We start from the raw sequence: 24,967 nt of genomic DNA, 5'->3' as shown, positions 1-24,967 counted from the left end.
AGCCTTGCTCAAGGAACCTGTATGCAGTTGGACCCCTCCAGTGGTTGGTGCCAGGGCATTCGTCATTGCCCATCGCCCAACTTTAATGAGCGCCCCAGCGGCGAGATTTCCCTGTTGGTGGTGCATAACATCAGCTTGCCGCCGGCGCAGTTTGCCACCGGTAAAGTGCAGGAGTTTTTCCAGAATCGCCTAGATGTCACGGAACATCCCTACTTTGAAGGAATCGCCGACCTACGGGTTTCTGCGCACTTTCTGATTGAGCGCGATGGTGCGGTGACGCAGTTTGTCTCGTGTCTGGACCGCGCCTGGCATGCGGGGGTGTCGAGCTTCGAGGGGCGCGAGATTTGCAATGATTTTTCCCTGGGAATTGAACTGGAGGGGACGGACGATCTGCCCTTTAGCGATGCCCAGTACCAATCCTTGATCGAGCTGAGCCGTCAATTGCTGGTTGCCTACACGGGCATTACGCGCCAGCGCATTTGTGGTCACAGTGATATCGCCCCGGGACGCAAGACAGATCCAGGACCGGCTTTTGATTGGGCGCGTTTTCGCAGCGCCTTGCAGGATGGAGGACAAGCACAATGAGTTTTCTGGTGTTGGTGTTGGCTGTATGGATTGAGAAGTTCTCGGCCTTGCGCCAGCGGGTACAGCGTGACGGCGGTTGGTTGCGAGAGTTGGCCAGGCTGGAATCCAGTGCGCGATTGGGCAAACAGCCTTGGTTGATCCTGGTGTTGTTGGTGCTGTTACCCGTAGCGCTGCTGGGTTTGTTGCTGCTGATGCTGGAGCCGGTGGCCTATGGTTTGCTGGCGTTGCCGGTACACCTGCTGGTGGTGATCTACAGCCTGGGGCGGGGCGACTTGCTCGCCGGGCTGGGGCCGTTTCGCGATGCCTGGCGCCGTAGCGACCTGCAAGCGGCTGAACATGTTGCCGAGCGTGACCTGGGTGTTGGCGCGGACAGTGGCGAACAGCTGCTGGAGCGGGTCCAGGGCCATTTGTTGTGGCAGGCCTATCAGAGTTTCTTTGCTGTTATTTTCTGGTACTTCCTTCTCGGCCCAGTGGCGGCGCTGGCCTATCGTTTGTTGGCGCTGACGACTGAGCACGGGAAAAACCCCCTGGTCGTGGAGCGTGCTGGGCAGTTGCGTCATGCCTTCGACTGGTTGCCGGTGCGCTTGCTGGCGGCGAGTTTCGCTCTGGTAGGCAATTTTGTCGCGGTCAGCAGGGTCATGCTCCATGAGCTGCTGAACTGGGACATCAGTGCCGCTCAATTGGTGGAAAAGGTCGGCCTGGTAGCTGGCGAAATCCCGCCGCCGATGGTGGGCGCTGACGGTATCAACAGCCTGGACCGTATCTGGGAGCTGCTGCTACGGGCTGCAGTGCTGTGGTATGCCGGGTTTGCCATCTGGACCGTGTTGCCTTGAGTTGATATTGAAGCAGGCACGGTCAGTGTGAGAGCTGGCTTGCCTGCGATGGTCGTTAACCTTAAGTTACAAAACTCCCCTTCAAATTGAGCTATACAGATAGAGCGCCAAATAGTGGCTATCTGCCGCGGCCCTGCGCCTCAATAAAAATAAAAGAAAAGGGAGTTCACCTGTGAATAGCTTGCTCTATCCCGCCATCGCGTTGATGAACCGTTTGAGCTTCGGCATGAAGTTCAGCTTGATCAGCGTGCTGTTTTTCCTGCCCATGCTGGTGACCAACTATTACCTGGTGCGCGATTCCTGGCGCGAGTTTCAGGGCACGCAGATTGAGCTGCAAAGCCTGGACCTGTTGGGCAGCAGCCTGACCCTGCGCCGTGACCTGGAAACCCTGAATAACCAAGTGCAGATCAACGCGACGCTGGGTCAATCAGGCAAGGCCGGTGATATCGAAGGCAAAATCAGCGCCCTGGAACAGAGCGTGCTGGAACGCCTGCAAGGCTTTAAGGCGATGGCGGCCGATCCCGAGCAAATCGCGGTGTTTGAAGGCAAGCGCGACGAGATGATCGCCGCTTTCAAGGCCCAGCAAGCGGAATCCTCTCTGCTGAACAAAAGTGCGCTGATCGGCAAACTCCTCAATAAGGCGCAGATGCTCAGCCAGATCATTGCCAGCCAGTCAGGCTTGAGTCGTGATCCGCAAAGCGACCTGCGCCAACTCAGCGAATTGATCACCAGCGTTACCCCGCAAGTCACCCAGACCCTGGGCGAAGGTCGGGCGATGGGCGCTTATTCCCTGGGCCAGGGTTTTCTCAATTCCTCTTCCAGCACCCGCTTTGACGAGTTGTTGCAGCAGTTGGAAAAGCTCCAGGCCGAATACGGTTTGAAGCTGCAAGACGCCCTGGGTTCGAGCAAGGCTGCCCACGGTGCGCTGGATGCCTTGGCTAATGCCAGCCAGGCCAGCCTCAAGCAAGGCAGCGAGCTGTTCGAAGAGCAGGTAGTGATGGCCGAAACCCTCGACGCGCCATGGCAGGGCTTTTATGACGAGGTCAGCAGCCTGATGGCCAAGACTTACCAGTTCGATGAAGCAACCCTGACCTTCCTCGACCAGCAGTTGCAGGCGCGTCTTTCGCAGAACCGCACGCACATGGTGGTGCTGGTGTCAGCCCTGGCGGCGGTGTTTTTGCTGATCGTCTATTTGTATGGAGGTTTCTACGCTTCCACCCGCACTACATTGCGCCGCCTTGGGGCGATGATGGACAAGGTCGCGGCTGGCGACATGACGGTCACGTTTGTCGCCCAAAGCCGCGATGAGTTGGGGGATCTGGGCCAAGTGTTCAATGGCACGGTAGCGAAAATCCATGACCTGATCGAACGGGTAGGGCAGACCGTCAGCGAAGTTGAGCGCCAGGCCGGGCAAGTGGAATCGGTATCGGCCCGCAGCAACCAGGCCGTTTCCGGCCAACGCAGCCAGATCGAACAGGTGGCGACGGCCATGAACCAGATGTCCGCCACCGCCCAGGAAGTGGCCCGCAGCGCAGCGGCTGCGGTCAGCAGCGCCCACAGCGTCAACGATGAGACTCTCAGCGGGCGTGGCCTGGTGCAATCCCAGCAGGGCAGCATTGCGCTATTGGCGTCCGAGATCGACCAGTCAGTGCTGGTGATCAATCAATTGGCCATCGACAGCCAATCCATCAGCCGCGTGCTGGAAGTGATCAAAAGCATTGCCGAACAAACCAACCTGCTGGCACTGAACGCGGCCATCGAAGCGGCGCGGGCAGGTGAGCAAGGCCGCGGCTTCGCGGTGGTGGCCGATGAAGTGCGCACCCTGGCAAAGCGCACCCAGCACTCTACCGAAGAAATCGAACAGATGATTGCCAAGCTGCACAGCGGCGTCGGCGCGGCGGTGAAGGCTATGGGCAGCAGTCATCAGATGGCCAATGGCACGGTCGGGCAGTCGGAAAAGGTCCAGCAGGCCCTGGAAAATATCCTGGGTGCCGTGGGCATGATTGTCGATCAAAACCAACAGATCGCCGCCGCCGTGGAGCAGCAGACCGCCGTGGCCCATGATATCGACCAGAACATCGTCGAAATTAACCGTGCCGGTGAGCATGCGGCGCAGGGGGCGTATCAGACCGAAGAGGCCAGCCGGCACTTGTCATTGCAGGTGATCGAGTTGAAGCAGTTGATCGGTGCGTTTCGGGTGTGAGATGAGGCTGTAGGAGCTGTCCGTTGTAAGTGTGGCGTATGTCTTGCGCCACGCCCGTCACCGGCATCGCATGACCCTGAAGTTTCAGGCGGTCAATCCCGTCAGGGTGTTACCAATTGAAGAGTTCGCAGGCATTGCGGGTGCTCGCTTGCGCCAGTGTTGACGGGCTGATGGCCATTCGCTCGGCCAGGGCTGCGCAGATATCGGGCAGATGTTCTGGGCTGTTGCGCTGGCCGGGATACATGACGGGAGCCATGTCCGGTGAGTCGGTTTCCAGTACGACCGAATCCAGCGGCAGTTGGACGATCACCTTGTGCATGCGCAACGCCTGGGGCCAGGTCGCCGCGCCACCCAGGCCCAGCTTGAAACCGAGCTTGATGTACTCGCGGGCTTCTTCCAGGCTACCCGCGAAGGCGTGGATGATGCCGCCCCGTGGCAAGCGAATACGTTTGAGGGTGGCAATCACCATGGCATGGCTGCGCCTTACATGCAGCAGCGCCGGGAGTTGGAAGTCTGCCGCCAGTTGCAATTGGCCTTCAAACAGCGATTGCTGGCGTTCACGGTCCAGTTGTTCAAGGAAATAATCCAGACCGATTTCGCCGACGGCACACAGCTGGCGGTGGCCCTTCAAGCGAGTCAGCCAGTCGCCCATCTCGGTCAGGTCAGCGGGGCGATGCTCGTCCAGGTAAACCGGGTGCAGCCCGAAGGCTGCGTACAACTGCGAATCCTGTTGCACCAGATCCCACACCCGCTGCCAATTCTGCTGATAGACCCCCAACACCACCATTCGCCGCACGCCCAATTGGCGGCAGCGGTTCAGGACCTCAACGCGGTCGGCGTCGAAGTCCGCAAAGTCGAGGTGGGTATGGCTGTCGATCAGCTCCACGCTCAGGCCTCGTGAATGCGCTGCTTGAAGGTCCGGCCAATGGCGTGGACGCCCGGCTGATACTGCTGCTCCTCAATGGCCGCCAGTGCCAGGCGCAGGGCGGTGTCGGCAATCAGTTGGTGTTGTTGAGCCATGGCGTTTACCGGCAACGGCAGGAAGTCCAGCAACTGGGTGTCGCCAAAGGTGCCAAGGCGCAGTGGGCGGGATTTGAGCGGAAAGTCATGCAGTGCGTCGAACACCCCTTGCAGCAGAACGTAGGACGTTGTCACCAGCGCGTCAGGCAAATGCCCCAGGCGCTGCAGCAATTCTTCCATCAGTTGTCGGCCACAGTCCCGACTGAAGGCTTCGCCGTGTTCGATGAGTACTTCACCGTCGAATCCTTTCAGCGCTTGCTTGAAGCCGGCAGCTCGCTCCTGGCTGATGCTCAGCTCCGGCCGGGCGCCAATCAGCACGATTTGCCGAGGCACGGGTTGCAGCAGGCTGCTGGTCAATTGCTGGCAAGCCTGGTGGTCGTCGCTGACCACCGAGCAAAACTGCGTAGACTCCATTACCCGGTCGATGGCAATGACCGGCAGGCCCTTGGCTTGCAGTTCACGGTAACTGTCGTCGCTGGCCGGCAGGCAACTGGCGACGAACAACGCATCACAGCGCCGGGCGCGAAATAGTTTCAGCAACTGGCGCTCGCTGTTGGCGTCGTCGTCGGAGCTGGCGATCAGCAGTTGGTAGCCGCGAGCCCGCGCGCCTTGTTCCAGCAGCTTGGCGATCCGCGCGTAACTGGGGTTTTCCAGGTCCGGCAGGATAAAGCCCAGGGTGCGGGTGTGCCGGCTGCGCAGTCCGGCGGCCTGAGGGTTGGGTGTAAAGCCGTGTTCTTCAACCACAGCGCGCACCCGTTCGACGGTTGCGCTGCTGATCCGTTGCTGTGCGGCCTTGCCGTTGATGACGTAGCTGGCGGTGGTGACTGACACACCGGCCAGGCGAGCAATATCACTGAGTTTCAAACCGGGATTTCCTTGTTTTTTAGAGCTTGCCCCGACACTTTGTCCAATCGTAACCGATTCGGCGCAGGCGACCATTGTTGCAGCTCATGCGCCGAGTGGCGCTTCAAGGATGCAGAATTAACGCGTAACCTGCCATAAATTATAGATTAAACGTTTCAGCAAGCGTATTTTTACGATGTTCGCCTCTGGGTTGTCTCTGCCAACTGACCACTCAGTCAATTTTTTCGAACGCTTTTTCGCTGATTTATTCAAAACAATACCTAGTGCGCCTGATGCACTAAATAGGAGAAAGGCATGCTTGAGCTCACCGTAGAGCAGATATCCATGGGCCAGAGGGCTGTGGATAAGTCTGCTGCCTTGCAACTGCTCGCCGACAAACTGGTGGCCGACGGCCTGGTTGCCGAGGGTTATCTGAGCGGTTTGCAGGCCCGCGAAGCTCAGGGCTCGACCTTTCTCGGCCAAGGTATTGCGATCCCCCACGGTACTCCCGAAACCCGCGACCTGGTGTTCGCCACTGGTGTGCGTCTGCTGCAGTTTCCCGATGGCGTGGATTGGGGTGATGGCCAGATCGTCTACCTGGCGATTGGCATTGCCGCCAAGTCCGATGAACATCTGCGCCTGCTGCAACTGCTGACCCGCGCCCTCGGTGAAACCGATCTGGGCCAGGCTCTGTGCCGCGCCAGTTCCGCTGAGGCCTTGCTGAAGCTGCTGCAAGGCGCGCCGCAGGAACTGGCCTTGGACGCGCAAATGATCGGCCTCGGCGTGTCTGCCGACGATTTTGAAGAGCTGGTCTGGAGAGGCGCCCGTCTGTTGCGCCAGGCTGATTGCGTGAGCAACGGCTTTGCCGCCGTGCTGCAGCAGGTCGATGCACTGCCCCTGGGCGATGGCCTGTGGTGGCTGCACAGCGAGCAGACGGTCAAGCGTCCGGGCCTGGCCTTTGTCACCCCGGACAAACCCATGCGTTACCTCGGCCAACCGTTGAGCGGGCTGTTTTGCCTGGCTAGCCTCGGCGAAGCTCATCAAGCCTTGCTCGAACGCCTGTGCGCCTTACTGATCGAGGGTCGTGGCCAGGAACTGGGTCGCGCCACCAGCAGCCGTGCAGTGCTGGAAGTGCTCGGCGGAGAGCTGCCGGCCGATTGGCCGAGTGCGCGCATCGCCCTGGCTAATGCCCACGGTCTGCACGCGCGGCCGGCAAAGATTCTTGCGCAACTGGCCAAAAGTTTTGACGGCGAAATCCGCGTACGTATTGTCGACGGGCAGGGCGGCGCCGTGTCGGTAAAAAGCCTGAGCAAACTGCTCAGCCTCGGCGCCCGTCGTGGGCAAATGCTGGAATTTGTCGCCGAACCCGGTATCGCGTCCGATGCCTTGCCCGCCTTGTTGGCTGCGGTGGAAGAAGGTCTTGGCGAAGAAGTCGAACCGTTGCCTGCCGTGAGCGCCCTGCGTGAAGTCGTAGAGGTCGAACCGCTGATCAGCGCGCCCTTGTCCGGCAGCCTGATCCAGGCCATCGCCGCCGCGCCTGGTATCGCCATCGGCCCGGCGCACATCCAAGTGCTGCAGCCCTTCGACTACCCGTTGCGCGGCGAGTCTGCCGCCATCGAGCGGGTACGCCTGCAAGCGGCGCTGACGGACGTGCGCCGTGATATTCAGGGCCTGATCGAGCGCAGCAAGTCCAAGGCCATTCGCGAGATTTTCATCACCCACCAGGAAATGCTCGACGACCCGGAACTGACCGACGAAGTCGACACGCGTCTCAAGCAAGGCGAAAGCGCCGAAGCCGCGTGGATGAGCGTGATCGAAGCGGCGGCCAAACAGCAGGAATCGTTGCAGGACGCCTTGCTCGCTGAACGCGCCGCCGACCTGCGAGATATCGGTCGCCGGGTCCTGGCGCAACTGTGCGGCGTTGAAACTCCACAGGAGCCGGACGAACCCTACATCCTGGTGATGGACGAAGTCGGCCCCTCGGACGTGGCCCGCCTCGATCCTGCACGAGTTGCCGGAATTCTCACCGCTCGCGGCGGCGCCACCGCCCACAGCGCTATCGTCGCCCGCGCCTTGGGGATTCCGGCGTTGGTGGGCGCAGGCGCGGCGGTGTTGCTGCTGACCTCGGGTACGCCCTTGTTGCTCGACGGCCAGCGCGGCCGTTTGCATGTCGACGCCGATGCCGCCACTTTGCAGCGCGCCACCCAAGAGCGCGACACCCGCGAGCAACGCCTGCAAGCTGCAGCCGCCCAGCGCCACGAGCCGGCCCTGACCAAAGATGGCCATGGCGTCGAAGTGTTCGCCAACATCGGTGAAAGTGCCGGTGTCGCAGCAGCGGTGGAGCAGGGCGCCGAAGGCATTGGTCTTTTGCGGACCGAACTGATTTTCATGGCCCATCAGCAAGCGCCGGACGAAGCCACCCAAGAGGCTGAATACCGTCGCGTACTCGATGGCCTGGCGGGTCGGCCACTGGTGGTGCGCACCCTCGATGTCGGCGGCGACAAACCGCTGCCGTACTGGCCGATCGCCAAGGAAGAAAACCCGTTCCTCGGTGTACGTGGCATTCGCCTGACCCTGCAACGCCCGCAGATCATGGAAGCGCAATTGCGCGCGTTGCTGCGTTCGGCAGATAACCGGCCGCTGCGCATCATGTTCCCCATGGTCGGCAGCGTTGATGAGTGGCACCAGGCTCGGGATATGACCGAGCGCCTGCGCCTGGAAATCCCGGTGGCCGACTTGCAACTGGGCATCATGATCGAAGTGCCATCGGCTGCCTTGCTGGCGCCAGTGTTGGCCAAGGAAGTGGACTTTTTCAGCGTCGGCACCAACGACCTGACCCAATACACCCTGGCCATCGACCGTGGTCATCCGACCCTTTCGGCCCAGGCCGATGGCATGCATCCGGCGGTGTTGCAACTGATCGACATCACCGTGCGTGCAGCCCATGCCCACGGCAAATGGGTAGGTGTGTGCGGTGAACTGGCCGCCGACCCGTTGGCGGTGCCGGTGTTGATCGGCCTGGGTGTCGATGAGCTGAGCGTCTCGGCCCGCAGCATCCCCGAGGTCAAGGCGCGGGTACGAGAATTCAGCATGAGCGAGGCCCGAGTCCTCGCGCAAAAGGCGCTGGCGGTGGGTTCTCCCGCGCAGGTGCGAGCCCTCGTGGAGGCCGTGTAAATGGCAAGAATTTTAAGCCTGACGCTGAACCCGGCGTTGGACCTGACGGTGCAATTGGCGCGCCTGGAACCGGGCGAGGTCAATCGCAGCGAAGCCATGATTACCCATGCGGCGGGCAAGGGCGTCAATGTCGCCCAGGTGCTGGCGGATCTGGGGCATCAGGTGACGGTGGGCGGTTTTCTCGGGGAGGACAATCCCCAGGCCTTCGAGGCGCTGATCGCCCGACGTGGTTTTGTCGACGCGTTTATCCGTGTGCCGGGGGAGACCCGCAGCAATATCAAGATTGCCGAACAGGACGGGCGCGTCACCGACGTCAATGGGCCGGGGCCGCTAGTCTGCGAGCAGGCGCAACAGACGTTGCTCGATCAACTGCAGCGAATTGCCCCCGGTCATGATGCCGTGGTGGTGGCCGGTAGCCTGCCCCGTGGCATCAGCCCGCAGTGGTTGCAGGGTCTGTTGGTGCAGCTGAAAACGCTCGGTTTGAAAGTCGCCCTCGACACCAGCGGCGACGCTTTGCGTGCCGGGCTCAACGCCGGGCCGTGGTTGATCAAGCCCAATACCGAAGAGCTGGCCGATGCCCTGGATTGCCCGACAGACTCTGTCGCTCAACAGGTGCAAGTGGCCACCCGGCTGCACGCGCAAGGTGTCGAGCATGTGGTGATTTCCCACGGTGCTGACGGCGTTAACTGGTTCAGCCCCGGCACGGCGCTGCACGCCATGCCGCCCAAGGTCAGCGTCGCCAGCACGGTCGGTGCCGGGGATTCGCTGCTGGCCGGGATGCTCCACGGCTTGCTCAGTTTCGATACACCCGAGCAAACCCTGCGCCGGGCCACTGCCATTGCGGCGATGGCGGTGACGCAGATCGGTTTCGGTATCAGCGATGACGCGCAATTGGCGCGCCTGCAAAGCGGCGTCCATGTACGCACGCTGACAGAAGAATAAGAGGGTTTGTCATGAAGTTAGCCATTGTTACCGCCTGCCCGAATGGCATGGTCACCAGTGTGCTGTGCGCCCGGTTGTTGGACGCCGCCGCGCAGCGCCAGGGCTGGAGCACCAGCGTCGAGGTGGTGGATAAGCAACACCCGGAGCGCCAGTTGTCGCAGTCGACCATTGAAGCCGCCGAATGGGTATTGCTGGTCAGCAGCACGGCCGTGGACATGCAGCGCTTCGTCGGCAAGCGGGTGTTCCAGAGCACTCCGGCCCAGGCGTTGCAGGATGTCGAAGCGGTGTTGCGCCGGGGCGCTGAAGAGGCCGAAGTGTATGTCGCGACCGACGTGCCAGTGGCGGCCAACAAGGTGCCACGCATCGTCGCCATCACCGCGTGCCCGACCGGCGTGGCTCATACCTTTATGGCCGCCGAGGCTTTGCAACAGGCAGCCAAGCGCCTGGGTTATGACCTGCACGTTGAAACCCAGGGCTCGGTGGGCGCCCGTACGCCACTGAACCCTGCGGCCATTGCCGATGCCGACGTGGTGCTGCTGGCGGCGGATATCGAAGTGGCCACCGAGCGTTTCGCTGGCAAGAAAATCTACCGCTGCGGCACCGGCATCGCCTTGAAGCAGGCCGAAGCGACCCTCAACAAGGCGCTGGCCGAAGGCAAGCAGGAAAGCGCGGCCAGCGGCGCAACGGCCAAGTCCGAGAAAACCGGGGTCTACAAGCATCTGCTGACCGGCGTGTCGTTCATGTTGCCGATGGTGGTGGCAGGTGGTTTGTTGATCGCCTTGTCGTTCGTCTTCGGCATCCATGCCTTCGAGGAAAAGGGCACCCTGGCGGCGGCGCTGAAAACCGTCGGCGACCAGGCATTCATGCTGATGGTGCCGCTGTTGGCGGGCTACATCGCCTACTCGATTGCCGACCGTCCTGGCCTTGCCCCCGGCATGATCGGCGGCCTGCTGGCCAGCACCTTGGGCGCGGGCTTTATCGGCGGGATACTTGCTGGTTTCCTGGCCGGTTATTGCGTGAAGCTGATCAGCAATGCAGTGCGTTTGCCGCAAAGCCTTGAAGCCCTCAAGCCGATCTTGATCATTCCCTTGCTGGCGAGCCTGTTTACCGGCCTTGCGATGATTTACCTGGTGGGTCCGCCAGTGGCGCAAATGCTCACGGGCCTGACTGATTTCCTCAGCAACATGGGCACCGCCAATGCCGTGATGCTGGGCATCCTGCTAGGCGCCATGATGTGTGTTGACCTCGGCGGGCCGATCAACAAGGCGGCCTACGCCTTTTCGGTCGGACTGCTGGCCGCGCAAAGCGGCGCACCAATGGCTGCGACCATGGCCGCTGGCATGGTGCCGCCGATTGGCATGGGCATCGCCACCCTCCTGGCGCGGCGCAAGTTTGCCCAGACCGAGCGCGAGGCGGGCAAGGCCGCGTTGATCCTGGGAATGTGCTTTATCTCCGAAGGTGCGATTCCGTTTGCCGCCAAGGACCCGATGCGGGTGATCCCGGCGAGCATCGCCGGTGGTGCGCTGACAGGTGCCTTGTCGATGTACTTCGGTTGCAAGCTGATGGCGCCCCATGGCGGGTTGTTTGTGATGTTGATCCCCAATGCGATCAATCATGCGTTGCTGTATTTGCTGGCGATTATTGCCGGGAGCTTGGTGACGGGGCTGGTGTATGCGCTGATCAAACGTCCTGAGACGGTGGAACTGACAGTCGCAGCAGCTAAAGCCTAAGACGGTTCACATTTGAACTGTCACATCCCTTTCATGGCACCGTGCTTAAGTTTCCCTTTTGATCTTCGAGGGAACCTGCATGAGCCACTTCAATCTCGGTCGCCGTCGTGTGATGCAGGCTGTCGGTGCCGGTCTGTTGCTCCCCGGCCTGGCACCTGCGGTAATTGCGTCGGTCAAGGACCGTCCGCAGTTGACCGACGGCGTGCAGTCCGGCGACTTGCTGGGCGACCGGGCGATGATCTGGAGCCGCAGCGACCGCCCGGCGCGGATGGTGGTGGAGTGGGACACCCGCAGCCTGTTCAGTAACCCGCGCCGCTTCGTCTCGCCCCTGGCTGACAGCCGCACTGACTTCACTGCCCGCGTCGAGCTAAGCGGTTTACCTGCCGACCAGGCGATTTTCTACCGCGTGTACTTCGAAGATGCCCAGACCGGTGTCGCCAGCGAACCCTGGTTTGGCCACCTGCGCAGCGTGCCGCAACAGCGTCGCGATATTCGCTTCGTCTGGAGCGGTGACACCGTCGGCCAGGGCTTCGGCATCAACCCGGACATTGGCGGCATGCGCATCTACGAAGCCATGCGTCTGCGTTTGCCGGACTTCTTTATCCACAGCGGCGACACCATCTACGCCGACGGCCCGGTACCGGCGCAATTACCCACCGAAGGCGGGCGCATCTGGCGCAACCTCACCACCGAAGCAAAAAGCAAAGTCGCTGAAACCCTGGATGAATATCGTGGCAACTACCGCTACAACTTGATGGACGAAAACATCCGTCGCTTCAACGCCGAGGTGCCGCAGATCTGGCAGTGGGACGATCACGAAGTGGTCAACAACTGGTCGCCAGGCAAGCTACTGGACGAACGCTATAAAACCAAAGACATCAACACTCTCGTCGGCCGTGCGCGCCAGGCCTGGCTGGAATATGCGCCGATGCGCCTGCAAGGCGCCGACCAGGGCGGGCGCATCTATCGCAAGCTCAGCTACGGGCCGCTGCTGGATGTATTTGTGCTCGACATGCGCAGCTACCGCGAGGCCAACGATGACAACCTGGGAGGCGAGAAACCCTTCCTTGGGCGTGAGCAACTGGACTGGCTCAAACGTGAACTCAAGGCCTCGAAAGCCCAATGGAAAGTCATCGCCGCCGACATGCCCATCGGTCTCGGCGTGCCAGATGGCGAAGTCAGCCCCGGCGTACCGCGCTGGGAAGCTATCGCCAACGGTGATCCGGGGCCGGCCCAGGGCCGCGAGTTGGAAATCGCCGAACTGCTGGCGTTTCTGCGCGCGCAGCAGGTGCGCAACTATGTGTGGCTGACGGCGGATGTGCATTACTGCGCGGCGCACCATTACCACCCGGACCGGGCGGCGTTTCAGGATTTCGAGCCGTTCTGGGAGTTTGTCGCCGGCCCCCTGAATGCCGGCAGTTTTGGTCCCAACCCGCTGGATAAAACCTTTGGTCCCGAAGTGGTGTTCGAAAAGGCGCCGCCGGCGCAAAACACCTCACCGTTCGCCGGGTTTCAGTTCTTCGGTGAAGTGCAGATTGATGGGCAGACGGCGGAGCTGACGGTCATCTTGCGTGACCTGGATGGGGTGTCGGTATTTGAGCAGAAGTTGCAGCCGGTTTAGCGGATTGCTCCCACGTTCCCACGTGGGAGCCTTCAGCTAGTAGACATCCCGGCGATAGCGGCCCTGTTCAATGAGCCGCTCTACTGCCTCACTGCCCAACACGTCTACCAACACCTGATCCACCCCGGCCGTCATCCCCTGCAAACTCCCACACACATAAATCGCCGCGCCGTCCGCCAGCCACTGGCGTAATACATTCGCCGATTCCCGCAGGCGATCCTGAACGTAGATCTTCTCTGCCTGGTCCCGGCTAAACGCCAGGTCCAGCAAGGCCAGGTCGCCGTTGGCCAGCCAGCCTTGCAGCTCTTTCTGGCAGAGGTAGTCGTGGGCGATATTGCGTTCGCCGAATAGCAGCCAGTTGCGCTGTTGGCCGTCGGCGATCCGAGCCTTGAGCAGGCTGCGCAGCCCGGCCAGGCCGGTGCCGTTGCCCAACAGAATTAGCGGCACAGGTTCGCTCGGCAGGTGAAACCCACTGTTGCGCCGTAGACGCAGGCAGATGGCCGACCCCAGCGGCGCGTGCTCCGTGAGCCAGCCGGAACCCAGGCTCAGGCGGCCATTGGGATGGTATTCCTGACGCACGATCAGCTCCAGCACGCCGTCGCTGGCAATCGAGGCAATGGAATACTCACGCATGCCCAGTGGCACCAGCGCATCCACCAGAGCCTGGGCATGCATGCCCACCAGATGGGCACGATTGTCCGGTAATTGACGGCTGGCCAGGGCGTGGTCGAGAGGTTGCGCCAGACCGTCCACCAACACGCTGTTGCTACCGGCAAGCCCCAAGCCCTCAAGGAAATGTTCGATGGCCCATGGGCCGTTGCGCGGCAGCACCTCTACCAGATCGCCTGCCCGCCAGTCCCTTGGCTGCGGTGGGGTCAGTTCCAGCAAATAGACACCCGCGCCGCTGCTGTCAGGATTGAGCAGTGTGCGATCGCTCAAGCTCCAGTTTTCATAGCTGGCGGTGGGCCAAGCTGCTGTTGGTGCATGGCCGGTCAGTTCACCCAATTGGTGTTGCCAGCGCAGCAAGGCGTCCTGGTCGCCGCTGTCGACTTCAATCGGCGCGAACATCGGGGTGCCGCCCTGGTTGGTCAGCCAGAAGTGCAGGCGTCGGGCAAAGCCACAGAAGTGTTCATATTGGCGGTCCCCAAGGGCCAGGACCGAGTATTTCAAGCCGTTGAGGGGCAGGTCTTGGCCCAGCACGCTACGTTCAAAACCACGGGCGCTGTCGGGCGCTTCGCCGTCGCCGAAGGTGCTGACGACAAACAGCGCATGCTCTGACTGGCGCAAGTCGTCTTCGCTGACGCTGCCAAGGGCCTGGACCTTCACCGGCAATCCGGCGGCTTGCAGTTGGCTGGCGGTTTGCCAGGCCAGTTGCTCGGCAAAGCCACTCTGGCTGGCAAAGCCGATCAGCCAGGTCGGCGCGTCACTGCGGTTTTCTCCCAGGCCTTGGCGGGCATCGCGCACTTGGCGCTTTTTGCGGCGACGGTCCAGGTACAACAGCCAGCCAGTGATAAAGAACAGCGGCATGCACAATGCGGTAATGGTCAGGATGATCCGCCCCACCAGGCCAAAGTAACTGCCGACGTGCAGCGCATAAATGCTGGTCAGCAATTGAGCCTTGAAGCTTTTGCTGGCGTAGCGTTCGTGGCGCTGGACCTCGCCGGTGGCCGGGTTCAGGGTGATTTGGTTCAGCGCGCGGTCATGGGGCGATGTGTTTAACAGGTAGTAGACAGTGGCCGGTTGGCCAGCAACGGCTGGCATGCGGATGTTGTAGGCGCTCAAGGCGGGGCCAGCGTTGCTGTAGATGCTGCTCCACATGGCCTCGTAGTTGGCCGTTGGTGCGGGACCTGCCGGCGCTGGGCCACGATTGCGCACCCGCTCGTTTTGCGGGGCGTCGGACAGCAGTTTGTTCAGGCCCTGGCTGTACCACTCGTAGGACCATGACAAGCCGGTCAGCGCCGCCAATAAATAGAACAGCAAGCACCAGGTGCCGAACACCGAGTGCAGGTCCCAGTTAAAACTGCGGCCCTTTTTTCGCCAGTCCAGGGTCAACCAGGCGCGCCAACTGGCCACCTGACGGGGCCAGCGCAAGTACAGGCCTGAAAGGCAGAAGAAAATCAGGATCAGGGTGCAGGCACCGGTGATTTGCCGACCGGTGTCGCCGATAGCCAGGAAACGGTGCAGTTGCAGCACAAAGCCGAAGAAGTCCTGGCCGACGGCGTCACCCATGTAGTCGCCGGTGTACGGGTCGAAGTAGCGCATTTGGCCACGGCGTTCGCCCGGCGGAGGGGTGAAGAACACGCGGGCGGCATTGCCGCTTTCGCTTTCTACCCAGAGCATGGACACGGTCTTGTTTTCAGTGGCTTCCAGCGTGCGCACCAGTTCGGCCGGTGGTAGCACCCCGGCTGGACGCTTCTCCACGGTCAGCACGGTCGGGTTGAGCGCCCGCAGGATTTCATCCTGGAACGACACCGTAGCGCCGGTGATCCCCATCAACGCCAACACCAGCCCGGCGGTAATGCCGAAGAACCAATGCAACTGGAACAGGGTTTTCTTCAACACGTGGGACTGCCTCGTTCATCTGAATAGGTTCATCACGGCGCGCATTATGCCGTGGGTTGTCGAGAAACATTCTGTTTCATACGCAAAAGCCCCACGCATTCGATGCGTGGGGCTCTGTGCAGATAGCTCTACCGGTTTAGAAGTGGAAGCTGGTGGTCAACATCGCCGTACGACCAGCCGCCTGGTTGGCGAAGTGCGCTGCGAAGGCCTTGTCGTAGTAGGTCTTGTCGGTCAGGTTCTGCACGTTCAACTGCAGGTCGACGTTCTTGGTCAGCTTGTAGCTGGCCATGGCGTCGTAGCGGGTGTAGGACGGCACGTACACGGTGTTGCCCGCGTCGCCGTAGACTTCGTCGACATAGAACGCGCCGCCGCCGACGGTCAGCTTTGGCGTCAGGTCATAAGTGGTCCACAGGCTGAAGGTATTCTTCGGCGTGTTGGGCATCTGGTTGCCTTTGCTGGAGCCAGCGCTGACCACGCCGTTACGACCGTTGAGGCCTGCGTCTACCAGCTCGCTTTTCAGGTAGCTGTAGCCGGCAAACATCTGCCATTTGTCGGTGATCTTGCCGCTGGCCGACAACTCCAGACCATCAACGCGGGACTCACCGGCGTTTTGGTAGGTCATGGAATCCACCAGGATTCGGGTGTTTTTCTTCTCGGTGCGGAATACGGCCGCAGTCAGGGACAGGCGGTCGTGGAACACGTCCCACTTGGTGCCCAGCTCGTAGTTGACGGTTTCTTCCGGTTTCAGGTCGCTGGCCGCGGCACCGGCGGACAGCGGGTTGCCGTCTGAGCCTTCACCCACCAGGCCGCCGGCAGGCGATGCCGAGGTGGCGTAAGAGGTATAAATGCTGCCGTTTTCCAGGGGCTTCCAGACCAGGCCGGCCTGCCAGTTGAAGAACTGGCTGTCGTCCTTGATCTTGTTGCGGGCCTTGACGGTGGCGGTCGGCACGGCGTTGGTGTTGGCCACGGTGTCAAAGGTGTCGTAGCGCAGGCCGACGTTGAGCAGCCATTTCGGGTCCAGTTCGATGGTATCGAACACGTAGGCGGCGCGGCTGGTGGCCTTGGTATTGGTCCCGTTGTAGTTGCGCGCGATGCTGCTGTTCCACGGATCACTTGGGTTTGGGTTGCTCAACGACGTACAGCTGGGCGTGGTCCCGGGGTTACACACTTGCGCGCTGTTGGAGTTGCCGAAGTTATAGCCGCTGACGCGGGTTTCTTCGCCGGTGAATTCAAGACCGGTGGAGTAAGAGTGCTTGAAACCCAGGGCCTGGAAGCTGCCAAACAGATCAGTCTGGTTGGTGGTGGTTTCGGTAGTGGACACTCGTGCGTTGGCGCGACGCCACACGGTGCCGAACTGGCTGACGTTGCGCTTGCTGTCGTCCGGTTGCGTGAGGATGTAATCCTGCCCGGTGTTGCCATGACGCAGGGTGTTTTTCAGCGTCATGTTGTCGTTCAGGTCGTGCTCGATGGAGAACGTGCTGATGTCGGCGCGGGTTTTGCGGAAGTCGCGATCCTTCAAACCGTAGAAATTGTTGCTGTCACCGCCGTCGGTGGGCTTGTCATGGCCGTGGGCGGTTGCCGTGGGCGAGCTGTAGCCATATGGAATCCCCGAATCCGGCAAATCGTTGCTTTCCAGGTGGTAGTAGCTGAAGTTGACGCGGGTTGGCGTGCCCAGGCCGAAGGTCAGCGACGGAGCCACGCCCCAGCGGTCGTAGTTGATGGTGTCGCGACCGGCTACGTTCTGTTCGTGGCTCAGCAGGTTCAGGCGGAACGCGGCGTTGTCGAGGAACTGGCGGTTGACGTCGAGTACATAGCGGCGTGTCTGGTCGGAGCCGTAGGTGAAGCCGCCGTTGGTGAAGTCCCGCGCCTGTGGGGTCTTGCTCACCAGATTGAGGCTGCCACCAGCCGAACCGCGTCCCCCAAAGGACGAGTTGGGGCCCTTACTGACTTCGATGGACTCGATGTCGAAGATCTCGCGGCTCTGGCCGCCGGTATCGCGCACGCCGTCGAGGTAGGTGTCGCCCTGGGCGTCAAAGCCGCGAATGAACGGACGGTCGCCCTGGGGATTACCGCCTTCACCGGCGCCAAAAGTAATCCCCGGTACGGTGCGCAACGCGTCCTGCAACGAGGTGGCGGCGGTGTCCTTTAGCACTTGCTGCGGCACTACGGTGACCGAGCGTGGGGTGTCCACCAGCGGTGCGGTGTACTTTTGCGAAGAGGCTTTTTCTACCTGATAGGACGTCGCGTCCTGTTCCTGCCCGGTGATGCTGGTTGCGCCCAGGGAGATGCTGTTGCGCTCGCCTTTCTGCTCGGTGTTTTCAGCCGCTTGCGCCAGATGGGCGGCAGAGCTGGCACTGATGGCGACGCCGATGGCCGAGGCCAGCAAACGCGGTGAACTGGCAGGTATTTTTATAGGTGTGCGCGACATGACGTGTCCTTTCCCCAAGGATGTGAGGGCGCGGAATATAGGCTGAAAAAGTCTTTCTATCAATTGCGATACATTACTATTTGCATTTAATTTTCATTCTTTGCACTTTTTTCTTACGGTTTTTTCGATCTCGTTCGTCCTTTGGGCTGGAGTGGGGTTGTACACAAGCAATAAGAATTACTACCATTAGCAACCTTATGCTTTCAGGTATTGCCCCATGCTGCTGCACATTCCCGGCCTGTTCTCTCGCGAGGAAGTGCTGCGCATCCGCGAAGCCCTGTTGCAGGCCGATTGGGCCGATGGAAAAATCACTGCCGGGCATCAGTCGGCCAAGGCCAAACACAACCTGCAACTGCCGGAAGGCCATCCACTGGCGCAGGAAATCGGCGCGGCGATGCTTGATCGCCTGTGGAAAAATCCGCTGTTTATGTCTGCGGCGTTACCTCACAAAGTCTTCCCCCCGTTGCTCAACTGCTACACCGCTGGCGGCAGTTTCGACTTTCATATCGACAACGCCGTGCGCCAGCCCAAGGGCAGCCATGAGCGGGTGCGTACCGACCTGTCCTCCACAGTGTTTTTCAGCGACCCCGACGAATACGACGGCGGTGAGTTGGAAATCCAGGACACCTTCGGCCTACAGCGGGTCAAGCTGCCAGCCGGAGACATGGTGTTGTACCCTGGCTCCAGCCTGCACAAGGTCAACGCCGTGACCCGTGGCGCCCGCTACGCCTCGTTTTTCTGGACCCAAAGCCTGGTGCGCGAAGACAGCCAGCGCACCTTGCTGTTCGAAATGGACGGTGCAATCCAGCAACTGACCACGGATGTGCCCGACCACCCGGCGCTGATACAACTCACCGGTACCTATCACAATCTGTTGCGCCGCTGGGTTGAGGTCTGACTATGGGTTTTCAATTGCGCCGTGAAGAGGTCCTCGATGGTAAACAACTGCGGGCCATGCTCTACGAATCCCCGGTGCGCGCCGCCCAGGCGATTTTGATGGCGGCGAAGGAGGGCGTGGTGGATGCCCAGGCGTTGCTGGGGCAGATTCTCCTGGAGGGACGCGGCATTGAGCGCGATGAGGCACTGGCGTTGCGCTGGTTTCAGATCGCGGCCCAAGGTGGGCATTTGATGGCGCACAATATGCTCGGTCGCTGTTTTGAGCATGGCTGGGGCTGCACGGCTGATGCCGTGGCGGCTGCGCGGGAGTATCGCCAGGCCGCAGATGCCGGGCTTGATTGGGGTTTGTATAACTATGCCAACCTGCTGGCGACGGGGCGCGGTGAGGCCGAGGATCAGCAGCAAGCACTGGCGTGTTATCGACAGGCCGCGCAGTTGGGTCATGCCAAATCGATGAACCTGCTTGGGCGTTATCTGGAAGAAGGGCAGTTCTGCCCCCGAGATTTGGATGCGGCGGTTGAGTGGTATCGACGATCAGCGCAAGGCGGGGATTTTCGTGGGCAGTTCAGTTACGCGGCGGTGTTGGCTGACCGAGGCCAGATCGATGCAGCGCTGGAATGGTTGCGCAAGGCTCTGGCGGGCGGGAATCTGAAATTTTTGCGGGTGGCTTACAACGCATTGTCTGCCGCCAATGATCCGCAGATTCGGGCAATGGCTGTGGATTACCAGCGACGCTCGACAGAGCTTTCCTAGGCCCACAAAAAAGCCCATGACACGCATGGGCTTCCTCTTGCAGCTTAAAACTTGCCGCTGCTTCTCTTACAGGTAGAACGACTTCAACGGCGGAAACCCATTGAATTCCACTGCGCTGTAGCTGGTGGTGTACGCACCGGTCGACAACCAGTACATCCGATCACCAATCGCCAGGTTCAGCGGTAAACCGTACTTATAGTTTTCGTACATGATGTCGGCGCTGTCGCAGGTAGGCCCGGCGATGACCACTTCTTCCATCTCGCCGTTCTTCTCGGTCCAGATCGGGAACTTGATGGATTCGTCCATGGTTTCGATCAGGCCGGAGAACTTGCCCACGTCCGTGTACACCCAACGCTCGACGGCGGTACGGGATTTACGGGCGACCAGTACCACTTCACTGACCAGGATCCCGGCGTTGGCGATCAACGAACGGCCCGGTTCCAGGATGATTTCCGGGAGTTCATCACCGAAGTCTTCCTTGAGGAAGCGGATGATTTCTTCTGCGTAGGTTTCCAGGCTGTTGGTGCGGGTGATGTAGTTGGCCGGGAAGCCACCGCCCATGTTGATCAGCTTCAGGTGGATGCCGTCTTCTTCCTTCAGACGTTCGAAGATCACTTTGACCTTGGCGATCGCCGCGTCCCACACGCTGATGTCGCGCTGCTGTGAGCCAACGTGGAAGGAGATGCCGTACGGCACCAGGCCCAGGTCGCGGGCCAGGATCAGCAGGTCCATGGCCATGTCGGTCTGGCAGCCGAACTTGCGCGACAACGGCCAGTCAGCGGTGGTCGAGCCTTCGGTAAGGATACGTACATAGACTTTCGAACCCGGCGCGGCTTTGGCGATGTTGCGCAGGTCGGCTTCGGAATCGGTGGAAAACAGGCGCACGCCCTTCTCGTAGAAGTAGCGGATGTCCTTGGATTTCTTGATGGTGTTGCCATAGCTGATACGGTCGGCGCTGACGCCACGGGCCAGCACTTTATCCAGCTCGTAGATCGAAGCGATGTCGAAGCTGGAGCCTTTCTCTTTCAGCAGGTCGATGATTTCGACAGCCGGGTTGGCCTTGACTGCATAGTAGATCTTGGCGAACTCGAAGCCGGCGCGCAGGTCATCGTAGGCCTGGCTGATCATCGCGGTGTCGATCACCACGAACGGGGTTTCTTGCGTATCGGCGAAGGCCTTCATTTTCTGGAAGGTTTCGCGCGCGTAATAGTCTTCGACCTTAATCGACATGCTGGGAACTCCTACTGGCAAACTAGATTGATCAATGGGTGCAAATGAACGTCCTCCGTATCCCCACTTTGGTTCGCCTACTTCCCAAGGCATGTCGCCGAAAGCAAAAAAGGCCATGAGATCAACCGCTTCCCTTGGCCTTGCTGTCTCGTCGTCAGTACTTGAGCCGGATGGATCGTTTCCAGCATGGACGTTCGGCGCGAACTTTAGGACTTGAGGGGCTTGAGATCAACTAAAAATGTCGCGTTTTTACACGCGCTCGTCGTGTGGGCATGTGCAGCTACTTATGTAACCGACAGGCATGACGGATTGATGTTCCCCGGGAAGGGAGATTTGAAGGGCTTTTGTGGCGAGGGAGCAAGCTCCCTCGCCACAGGTAGGGCTTTTACACAAAGGGAGGATCAGGCCAACGCAGTCTCGGCTGGCGAAACAATGCTGGTCTTGCCGCCACGCGACTTGCCGGAGCTCAGGTACTCGGCAATCGACTCCTGAGTCACCTCACCGAGGAACACCCGCTCGGCATCCATCACCGGCAACCACGAGCGGTTGAACTCGTACATGCGCGATAGCAGGATGCGCAAATGCTCGTCGTACGCTGCGGTGGCGTTGAATTCCTGCAGGAATTGCGCGCAGGTGCCGGTCTTGCGGTGCAGGTCGCGACGACGCACAAAGCCCAGGGCTTTATTCTCGCCATCGGTCACCACCACGTAGCGACGGTCGTGTTCGTCCATCAATTCCAGGGCGTCGGCCACTGGCGTTTCCGGGCTTACCGACGGTGCGTTATCCGCCGCATCCTCGGCCTTCACCAGCAACAGGCGCTTGAGGGTGCTGTCCTGGCCGACAAAGCTGCTGACGAATTCGTCGGCAGGGTGGGCCAGCAGGGTGTCCGGGTGATCAATCTGTAACAGCTTGCCAGCGCGGAAGATGGCGATCTTGTCACCCAGCTTGATGGCTTCGTCGATGTCGTGGCTGACCATGATTACGGTTTTGTTCAGCGCCCGTTGCATTTCGAAGAATTCGTTCTGGATCATCTCGCGGTTGATCGGGTCGACCGCGCCGAACGGCTCATCCATCAGCAGCAACGGCGCATCGGCCGCCAGGGCGCGGATCACGCCGATTCGCTGCTGCTGGCCACCGGACAATTCACGTGGGTAGCGGTGCAGATACTGCTTGGGTTCGAGCTTGATCATGCTCATCAACTCACGGGCGCGGTCATGGCATTTCTGCTTGTCCCAACCCAGGAGCTTGGGCACCACCACGATGTTTTCTTCGATGGTCATGTTGGGGAACAAGCCGATCTGCTGGATCACATAGCCGATGTTGCGACGAAGGGTCACTTCGTCCAGGTCGGTGGTGTCTTCGCCGTTGATAAAAATCTTGCCGGACGTGGGTTTGATCAGGCGGTTGATCATCTTCAACGTGGTGCTCTTGCCGCAGCCCGAGGGGCCGAGGAATACGCAAATTTCGCCTTCGTTGACGGTCAGGCTCACGGAATCAACGGCGGTGATGGTCTTGCCGTTGCTTTGAAAGGTCTTGGTCAGGTTTTGAAGTTCGATCATTTGAGCAGTCCTTTTGGAGTCAGCGTGCGTTGCAGCCATTGCAGAAGCAGGTCGGCGAAGATGGCCAGGAGACTGACCAGTACGGCGCCAACGATCAGCATCGACATGTCGCTGCGGCTGATGGAAGCCAGAATAAGTACACCCAGGCCACCGGCGCCGATGGTGGCGGCAATGGTCATGACGCCAATGTTCATCACCACGGCGGTGCGCACACCGGCGAGGATCACCGGCACGGCGATGGGCAGTTCGACCATGCGCAGGCGCTGGCTGAAGGTCATGCCGATGCCTTTGGCCGCCTCGCGGATGCCTGGCTCGACGCCGGTCAGGGCCAGGTAGGTGTTACGCATGATCGGCAGCAGGGAATAGAGGAACACGGCGGTGATCGCCGGCATCGGCCCCAGGCCCTGGCCGAACTTGGAGTAGAACGGCAGCAGCAGGCCGAACAGGGCGATGGACGGCACGGTCAGCAGCACCGTGGCGCTGGCTTGCAGCGGGCCGGCCAAACTCGGGAAACGGGTCATCAGCACGCCCAGGGGCACGCCCACGACGATCGCGAGAATGACCGCGATGCCGACCAGGGTGATGTGCTGCCAGGTCAGGTGCAGGACCTGTGTCCAATCAAGATGGGAAAAGGCGTTCAGAAATTCCATATCTTCTCCTCAGTTGATGGGATGTTGGCGCAGGAAATCTGCGGCGACGGCGGACGGGCTTTCATGATCGACGTCGACCCGCGCATTCAACTGGCGCATGGTCTGGTCGTCGAACAGCGCTGCCAGCGGCTTGAGGTCTGCGGCCAGTTGCGGGTGGGCATCGAGATAAACCTCACGCACCACGGGCGCTGCGGTGTAGTCCGGGAAGTAATGCAGGTCGTCTTCCAACAGCTTCAATTTGAAGGCATTGAGGCGACCATCAGTGGTGTAGACCAAACCGGCAAACACCTGGCCGTTACGCAGGGCGGTGTAAACCAGGCCCGCGTCCATTTGCCGGGTGTTTTTGCGGGTCAGGTTCATGCCGTACAGCTTGACCATGCCGGCCATGCCGTCGGAACGGTTGGTGAACTCGGTGTCCAGGGCCACCAGGCGGTTTTCCCTGGTTTTTTCGGCGAGGGCTTTGGTCAGGTCGCTGATGGTGTTGATCTGCGGGTATTGCTTGGCCACGTTCTCTGGCAGCGACAGCGCATAGGTGTTGCTGAATTTCGTCGGCGATAGCCACACCAGGCCTTTTTTCGCATCGAGTTCTTTCACTCTGGCGTAGGACTGTTCGCTGTCGAGTTTCTCGTCAACGTGGTTGTAGGCTACCAGCGACACGCCGGTGTATTCCCAGATCAGGTCCAGTTGCCCACTTTCCTGGGCACTGCGCGCCAGGTTGCTGCCCAGGCCGCCGGTCACACGGGTGTCGTAACCCTTGGTGCGCAGGTACTGGGCAGTGATTTCGGCCAGCAAGGTCTGTTCGGTGAACACCCGGGCGCCGATGCGGATCACTGGTTTTTCAGCGGCTTGCGCAATCCCTGCGAACAGCAGGACGCAGCTCAATATCAAAGTCAGTTTTTTCATGTTGGTTCCTTTGCCAAGCCTTAAGACGCACGCAACCCGCGTTCCAGCCAGAGGCGGCTGGCCATGGTCACCAGACCGTCGAGCAGTAATGCCAGTAGCGCGGTGCAGGCGGCGCCGAGCAGCAGTTGCGGCTGATTGTTCAAGGCAATGCCGGGGAAAATCAGGCTACCCAGGCTGTTGGCACCAATCAGGAAGGCCAGGGGCGCGGTACCGACGTTGATCGCCAGCGCTACGCGCACGCCGCCGATGATGATCGGCACGGCGTTGGGCAACTCGACGCGAAACAGCACCTGGCGCGGGGTCATGCCAATGCCGACGGCGGCTTCTTTCAGGGAGCCCTGAACGTTTTTCAGGCCTTCATAGGTGTTGCGCACAATGGGCAGCAATGAGGCGAGGAACAGGGCGAAGATCGCAGGACCGCTGCCGATGCCCAGCACGCCCAGGGCAATGGCCAGTACGGCGAGGGGAGGGACGGTGTTGCCGATGTTGAAGATCTGCATGAAGCGTTCTGCGCGCCCGACCATGTTCGGTCGGCTGAGCAGGATACCGGCGGGAATCCCTACAATCAGGGCGGCCAGCATGGAAACAAGGACGAGAATCAGGTGAGCTTGCAGGTAAAACAACAAATCGTCGCGGTACAGTTCGATCGTGTTGATGCCAATCCAGTGGACCAGCAGGGCCAGGAGAGCGACGACAACCGCTCCTCCTATCAGCCCTTTGCCATAGCGAATAGCCACAGGCGGACTCCTTTATTTCAGTCGGCACGCACACTACCGTGCGGCAATGCCATTCCTGGCTGCCGGTAATGTGTGTGCGAAAAGCAGCTCGCCAACGCCGGCAAAACGGCGTGAGGTCAAGCCATGAGCGCAGCCTCGTCAGGCTAACTTGCTGATTTTTCAGCCCCTGGTAACGAGTGCGGTACCGGGGAGTGGACGTCTCTACCTTTTAAAAGGTTCCATATTTAGCAGTAATTAGCCACCCTTGAAGTCACTGCAACCGGGTGAGCGGTGGTCCGTGGGCCTAGGTTTGCGCTA

Annotated in this window: 18 protein-coding genes and 1 pseudogene; 10 read left to right on the top strand and 9 right to left on the bottom strand. The window is 60.5% G+C overall.

Annotation, left to right across the window (positions count from 1 at the left end):
• Positions 1-21 precede the first annotated feature (21 nt).
• From ampD to ACZRJ6_RS04530, 4 genes and pseudogenes are all read left to right on the top strand, one after another.
• Complete coding sequence (gene ampD, locus ACZRJ6_RS04545) at positions 22-585, top strand: 1,6-anhydro-N-acetylmuramyl-L-alanine amidase AmpD (protein ID WP_463967240.1); 564 nt, start codon at positions 22-24, stop codon at positions 583-585.
• Positions 582-1,418, top strand: coding sequence for a regulatory signaling modulator protein AmpE (ampE, locus tag ACZRJ6_RS04540; protein WP_463967239.1), 837 nt, complete (start codon positions 582-584; stop codon positions 1,416-1,418). Before ampD ends, ampE begins: the two co-directional genes overlap by 4 nt.
• Positions 1,419-1,623: 205 nt before the next feature.
• Positions 1,624-2,763: pseudogene (locus ACZRJ6_RS04535) on the top strand (HAMP domain-containing protein); the annotation flags it as partial.
• A 144-nt stretch (positions 2,764-2,907) separates the two neighbouring features.
• Positions 2,908-3,621 carry a methyl-accepting chemotaxis protein gene (locus ACZRJ6_RS04530; RefSeq protein WP_463967419.1) on the top strand — a complete coding sequence of 238 codons (714 nt, stop codon included), beginning with the start codon at positions 2,908-2,910 and terminating at the stop codon, positions 3,619-3,621.
• A gap of 109 nt (positions 3,622-3,730) precedes the next feature.
• On the opposite strand, the gene ACZRJ6_RS04525 is transcribed toward ACZRJ6_RS04530, so the two are convergent.
• Both ACZRJ6_RS04525 and cra read right to left on the bottom strand, forming a co-directional pair.
• On the bottom strand, positions 3,731-4,507 hold the full coding sequence (locus tag ACZRJ6_RS04525; RefSeq protein ID WP_463967238.1) for a TatD family hydrolase: 777 nt from the start codon (positions 4,505-4,507) through the stop codon (positions 3,731-3,733).
• Between the two features lie 2 nt (positions 4,508-4,509).
• The gene (gene cra, locus ACZRJ6_RS04520) at positions 4,510-5,505 is read right to left on the bottom strand and encodes a catabolite repressor/activator (protein ID WP_463967237.1); all 996 of its coding nucleotides are present in this window, start codon (positions 5,503-5,505) and stop codon (positions 4,510-4,512) included.
• 294 nt (positions 5,506-5,799) lie between these two features.
• Between cra and ptsP the strand changes: the two genes are divergently transcribed.
• From ptsP to ACZRJ6_RS04500, 4 genes are all read left to right on the top strand, one after another.
• A complete protein-coding gene (ptsP, locus tag ACZRJ6_RS04515) occupies positions 5,800-8,658 on the top strand; it encodes a phosphoenolpyruvate--protein phosphotransferase (protein ID WP_463967236.1) in 2,859 nt (952 codons plus the stop codon).
• Positions 8,659-9,600 (top strand): 1-phosphofructokinase, encoded by a 942-nt coding sequence (gene pfkB / locus ACZRJ6_RS04510; protein ID WP_463967235.1) that lies wholly within the window; start codon positions 8,659-8,661, stop codon positions 9,598-9,600.
• Between the two features lie 11 nt (positions 9,601-9,611).
• A complete protein-coding gene (locus tag ACZRJ6_RS04505; protein WP_463967234.1) occupies positions 9,612-11,330 on the top strand; it encodes a PTS fructose-like transporter subunit IIB in 1,719 nt (572 codons plus the stop codon).
• A gap of 79 nt (positions 11,331-11,409) precedes the next feature.
• Positions 11,410-12,951, top strand: a complete 1,542-nt coding sequence (locus ACZRJ6_RS04500) for an alkaline phosphatase D family protein (protein ID WP_463967233.1) — start codon at positions 11,410-11,412, stop codon at positions 12,949-12,951.
• 36 nt (positions 12,952-12,987) lie between these two features.
• Here the strand turns inward: ACZRJ6_RS04500 and ACZRJ6_RS04495 are convergent, their stop codons facing one another.
• Entirely contained in the window at positions 12,988-15,513 is a 2,526-nt protein-coding gene (locus ACZRJ6_RS04495; protein ID WP_463967232.1) for a PepSY domain-containing protein, read from the bottom strand.
• Between the two features lie 136 nt (positions 15,514-15,649).
• The gene (locus tag ACZRJ6_RS04490; protein ID WP_463967231.1) at positions 15,650-17,941 is read right to left on the bottom strand and encodes a TonB-dependent receptor; all 2,292 of its coding nucleotides are present in this window, start codon (positions 17,939-17,941) and stop codon (positions 15,650-15,652) included.
• Between the two features lie 217 nt (positions 17,942-18,158).
• Here ACZRJ6_RS04490 and ACZRJ6_RS04485 point away from each other — a divergent pair, with 217 nt between their 5' ends.
• Positions 18,159-18,839 carry a Fe2+-dependent dioxygenase gene (locus tag ACZRJ6_RS04485; RefSeq protein WP_463967230.1) on the top strand — a complete coding sequence of 227 codons (681 nt, stop codon included), beginning with the start codon at positions 18,159-18,161 and terminating at the stop codon, positions 18,837-18,839.
• A 2-nt stretch (positions 18,840-18,841) separates the two neighbouring features.
• Positions 18,842-19,591, top strand: coding sequence for a tetratricopeptide repeat protein (locus tag ACZRJ6_RS04480; protein WP_463967229.1), 750 nt, complete (start codon positions 18,842-18,844; stop codon positions 19,589-19,591).
• 66 nt (positions 19,592-19,657) lie between these two features.
• Here ACZRJ6_RS04480 and ACZRJ6_RS04475 read toward each other — a convergent pair whose 3' ends face one another.
• From ACZRJ6_RS04475 to ACZRJ6_RS04455, 5 genes are all read right to left on the bottom strand, one after another.
• Positions 19,658-20,821, bottom strand: coding sequence for a type III PLP-dependent enzyme (locus tag ACZRJ6_RS04475; protein ID WP_463967228.1), 1,164 nt, complete (start codon positions 20,819-20,821; stop codon positions 19,658-19,660).
• Between the two features lie 401 nt (positions 20,822-21,222).
• Positions 21,223-22,380, bottom strand: coding sequence for an osmoprotectant ABC transporter ATP-binding protein OsmV (locus ACZRJ6_RS04470; protein WP_463967227.1), 1,158 nt, complete (start codon positions 22,378-22,380; stop codon positions 21,223-21,225).
• Positions 22,377-23,030 carry an ABC transporter permease gene (locus ACZRJ6_RS04465; protein WP_463967226.1) on the bottom strand — a complete coding sequence of 218 codons (654 nt, stop codon included), beginning with the start codon at positions 23,028-23,030 and terminating at the stop codon, positions 22,377-22,379. The genes ACZRJ6_RS04470 and ACZRJ6_RS04465 overlap by 4 nt, the downstream gene beginning before the upstream one ends.
• A gap of 9 nt (positions 23,031-23,039) precedes the next feature.
• Positions 23,040-23,933, bottom strand: coding sequence for a glycine betaine ABC transporter substrate-binding protein (locus ACZRJ6_RS04460; protein ID WP_463967225.1), 894 nt, complete (start codon positions 23,931-23,933; stop codon positions 23,040-23,042).
• Between the two features lie 20 nt (positions 23,934-23,953).
• The gene (locus ACZRJ6_RS04455; RefSeq protein ID WP_463967224.1) at positions 23,954-24,670 is read right to left on the bottom strand and encodes an ABC transporter permease; all 717 of its coding nucleotides are present in this window, start codon (positions 24,668-24,670) and stop codon (positions 23,954-23,956) included.
• Positions 24,671-24,967: the final 297 nt, after the last annotated feature.

Source organism: Pseudomonas sp. C321 (genome assembly GCF_055407105.1).
This window is presented reverse-complemented; position numbering and strand designations above follow the sequence as displayed.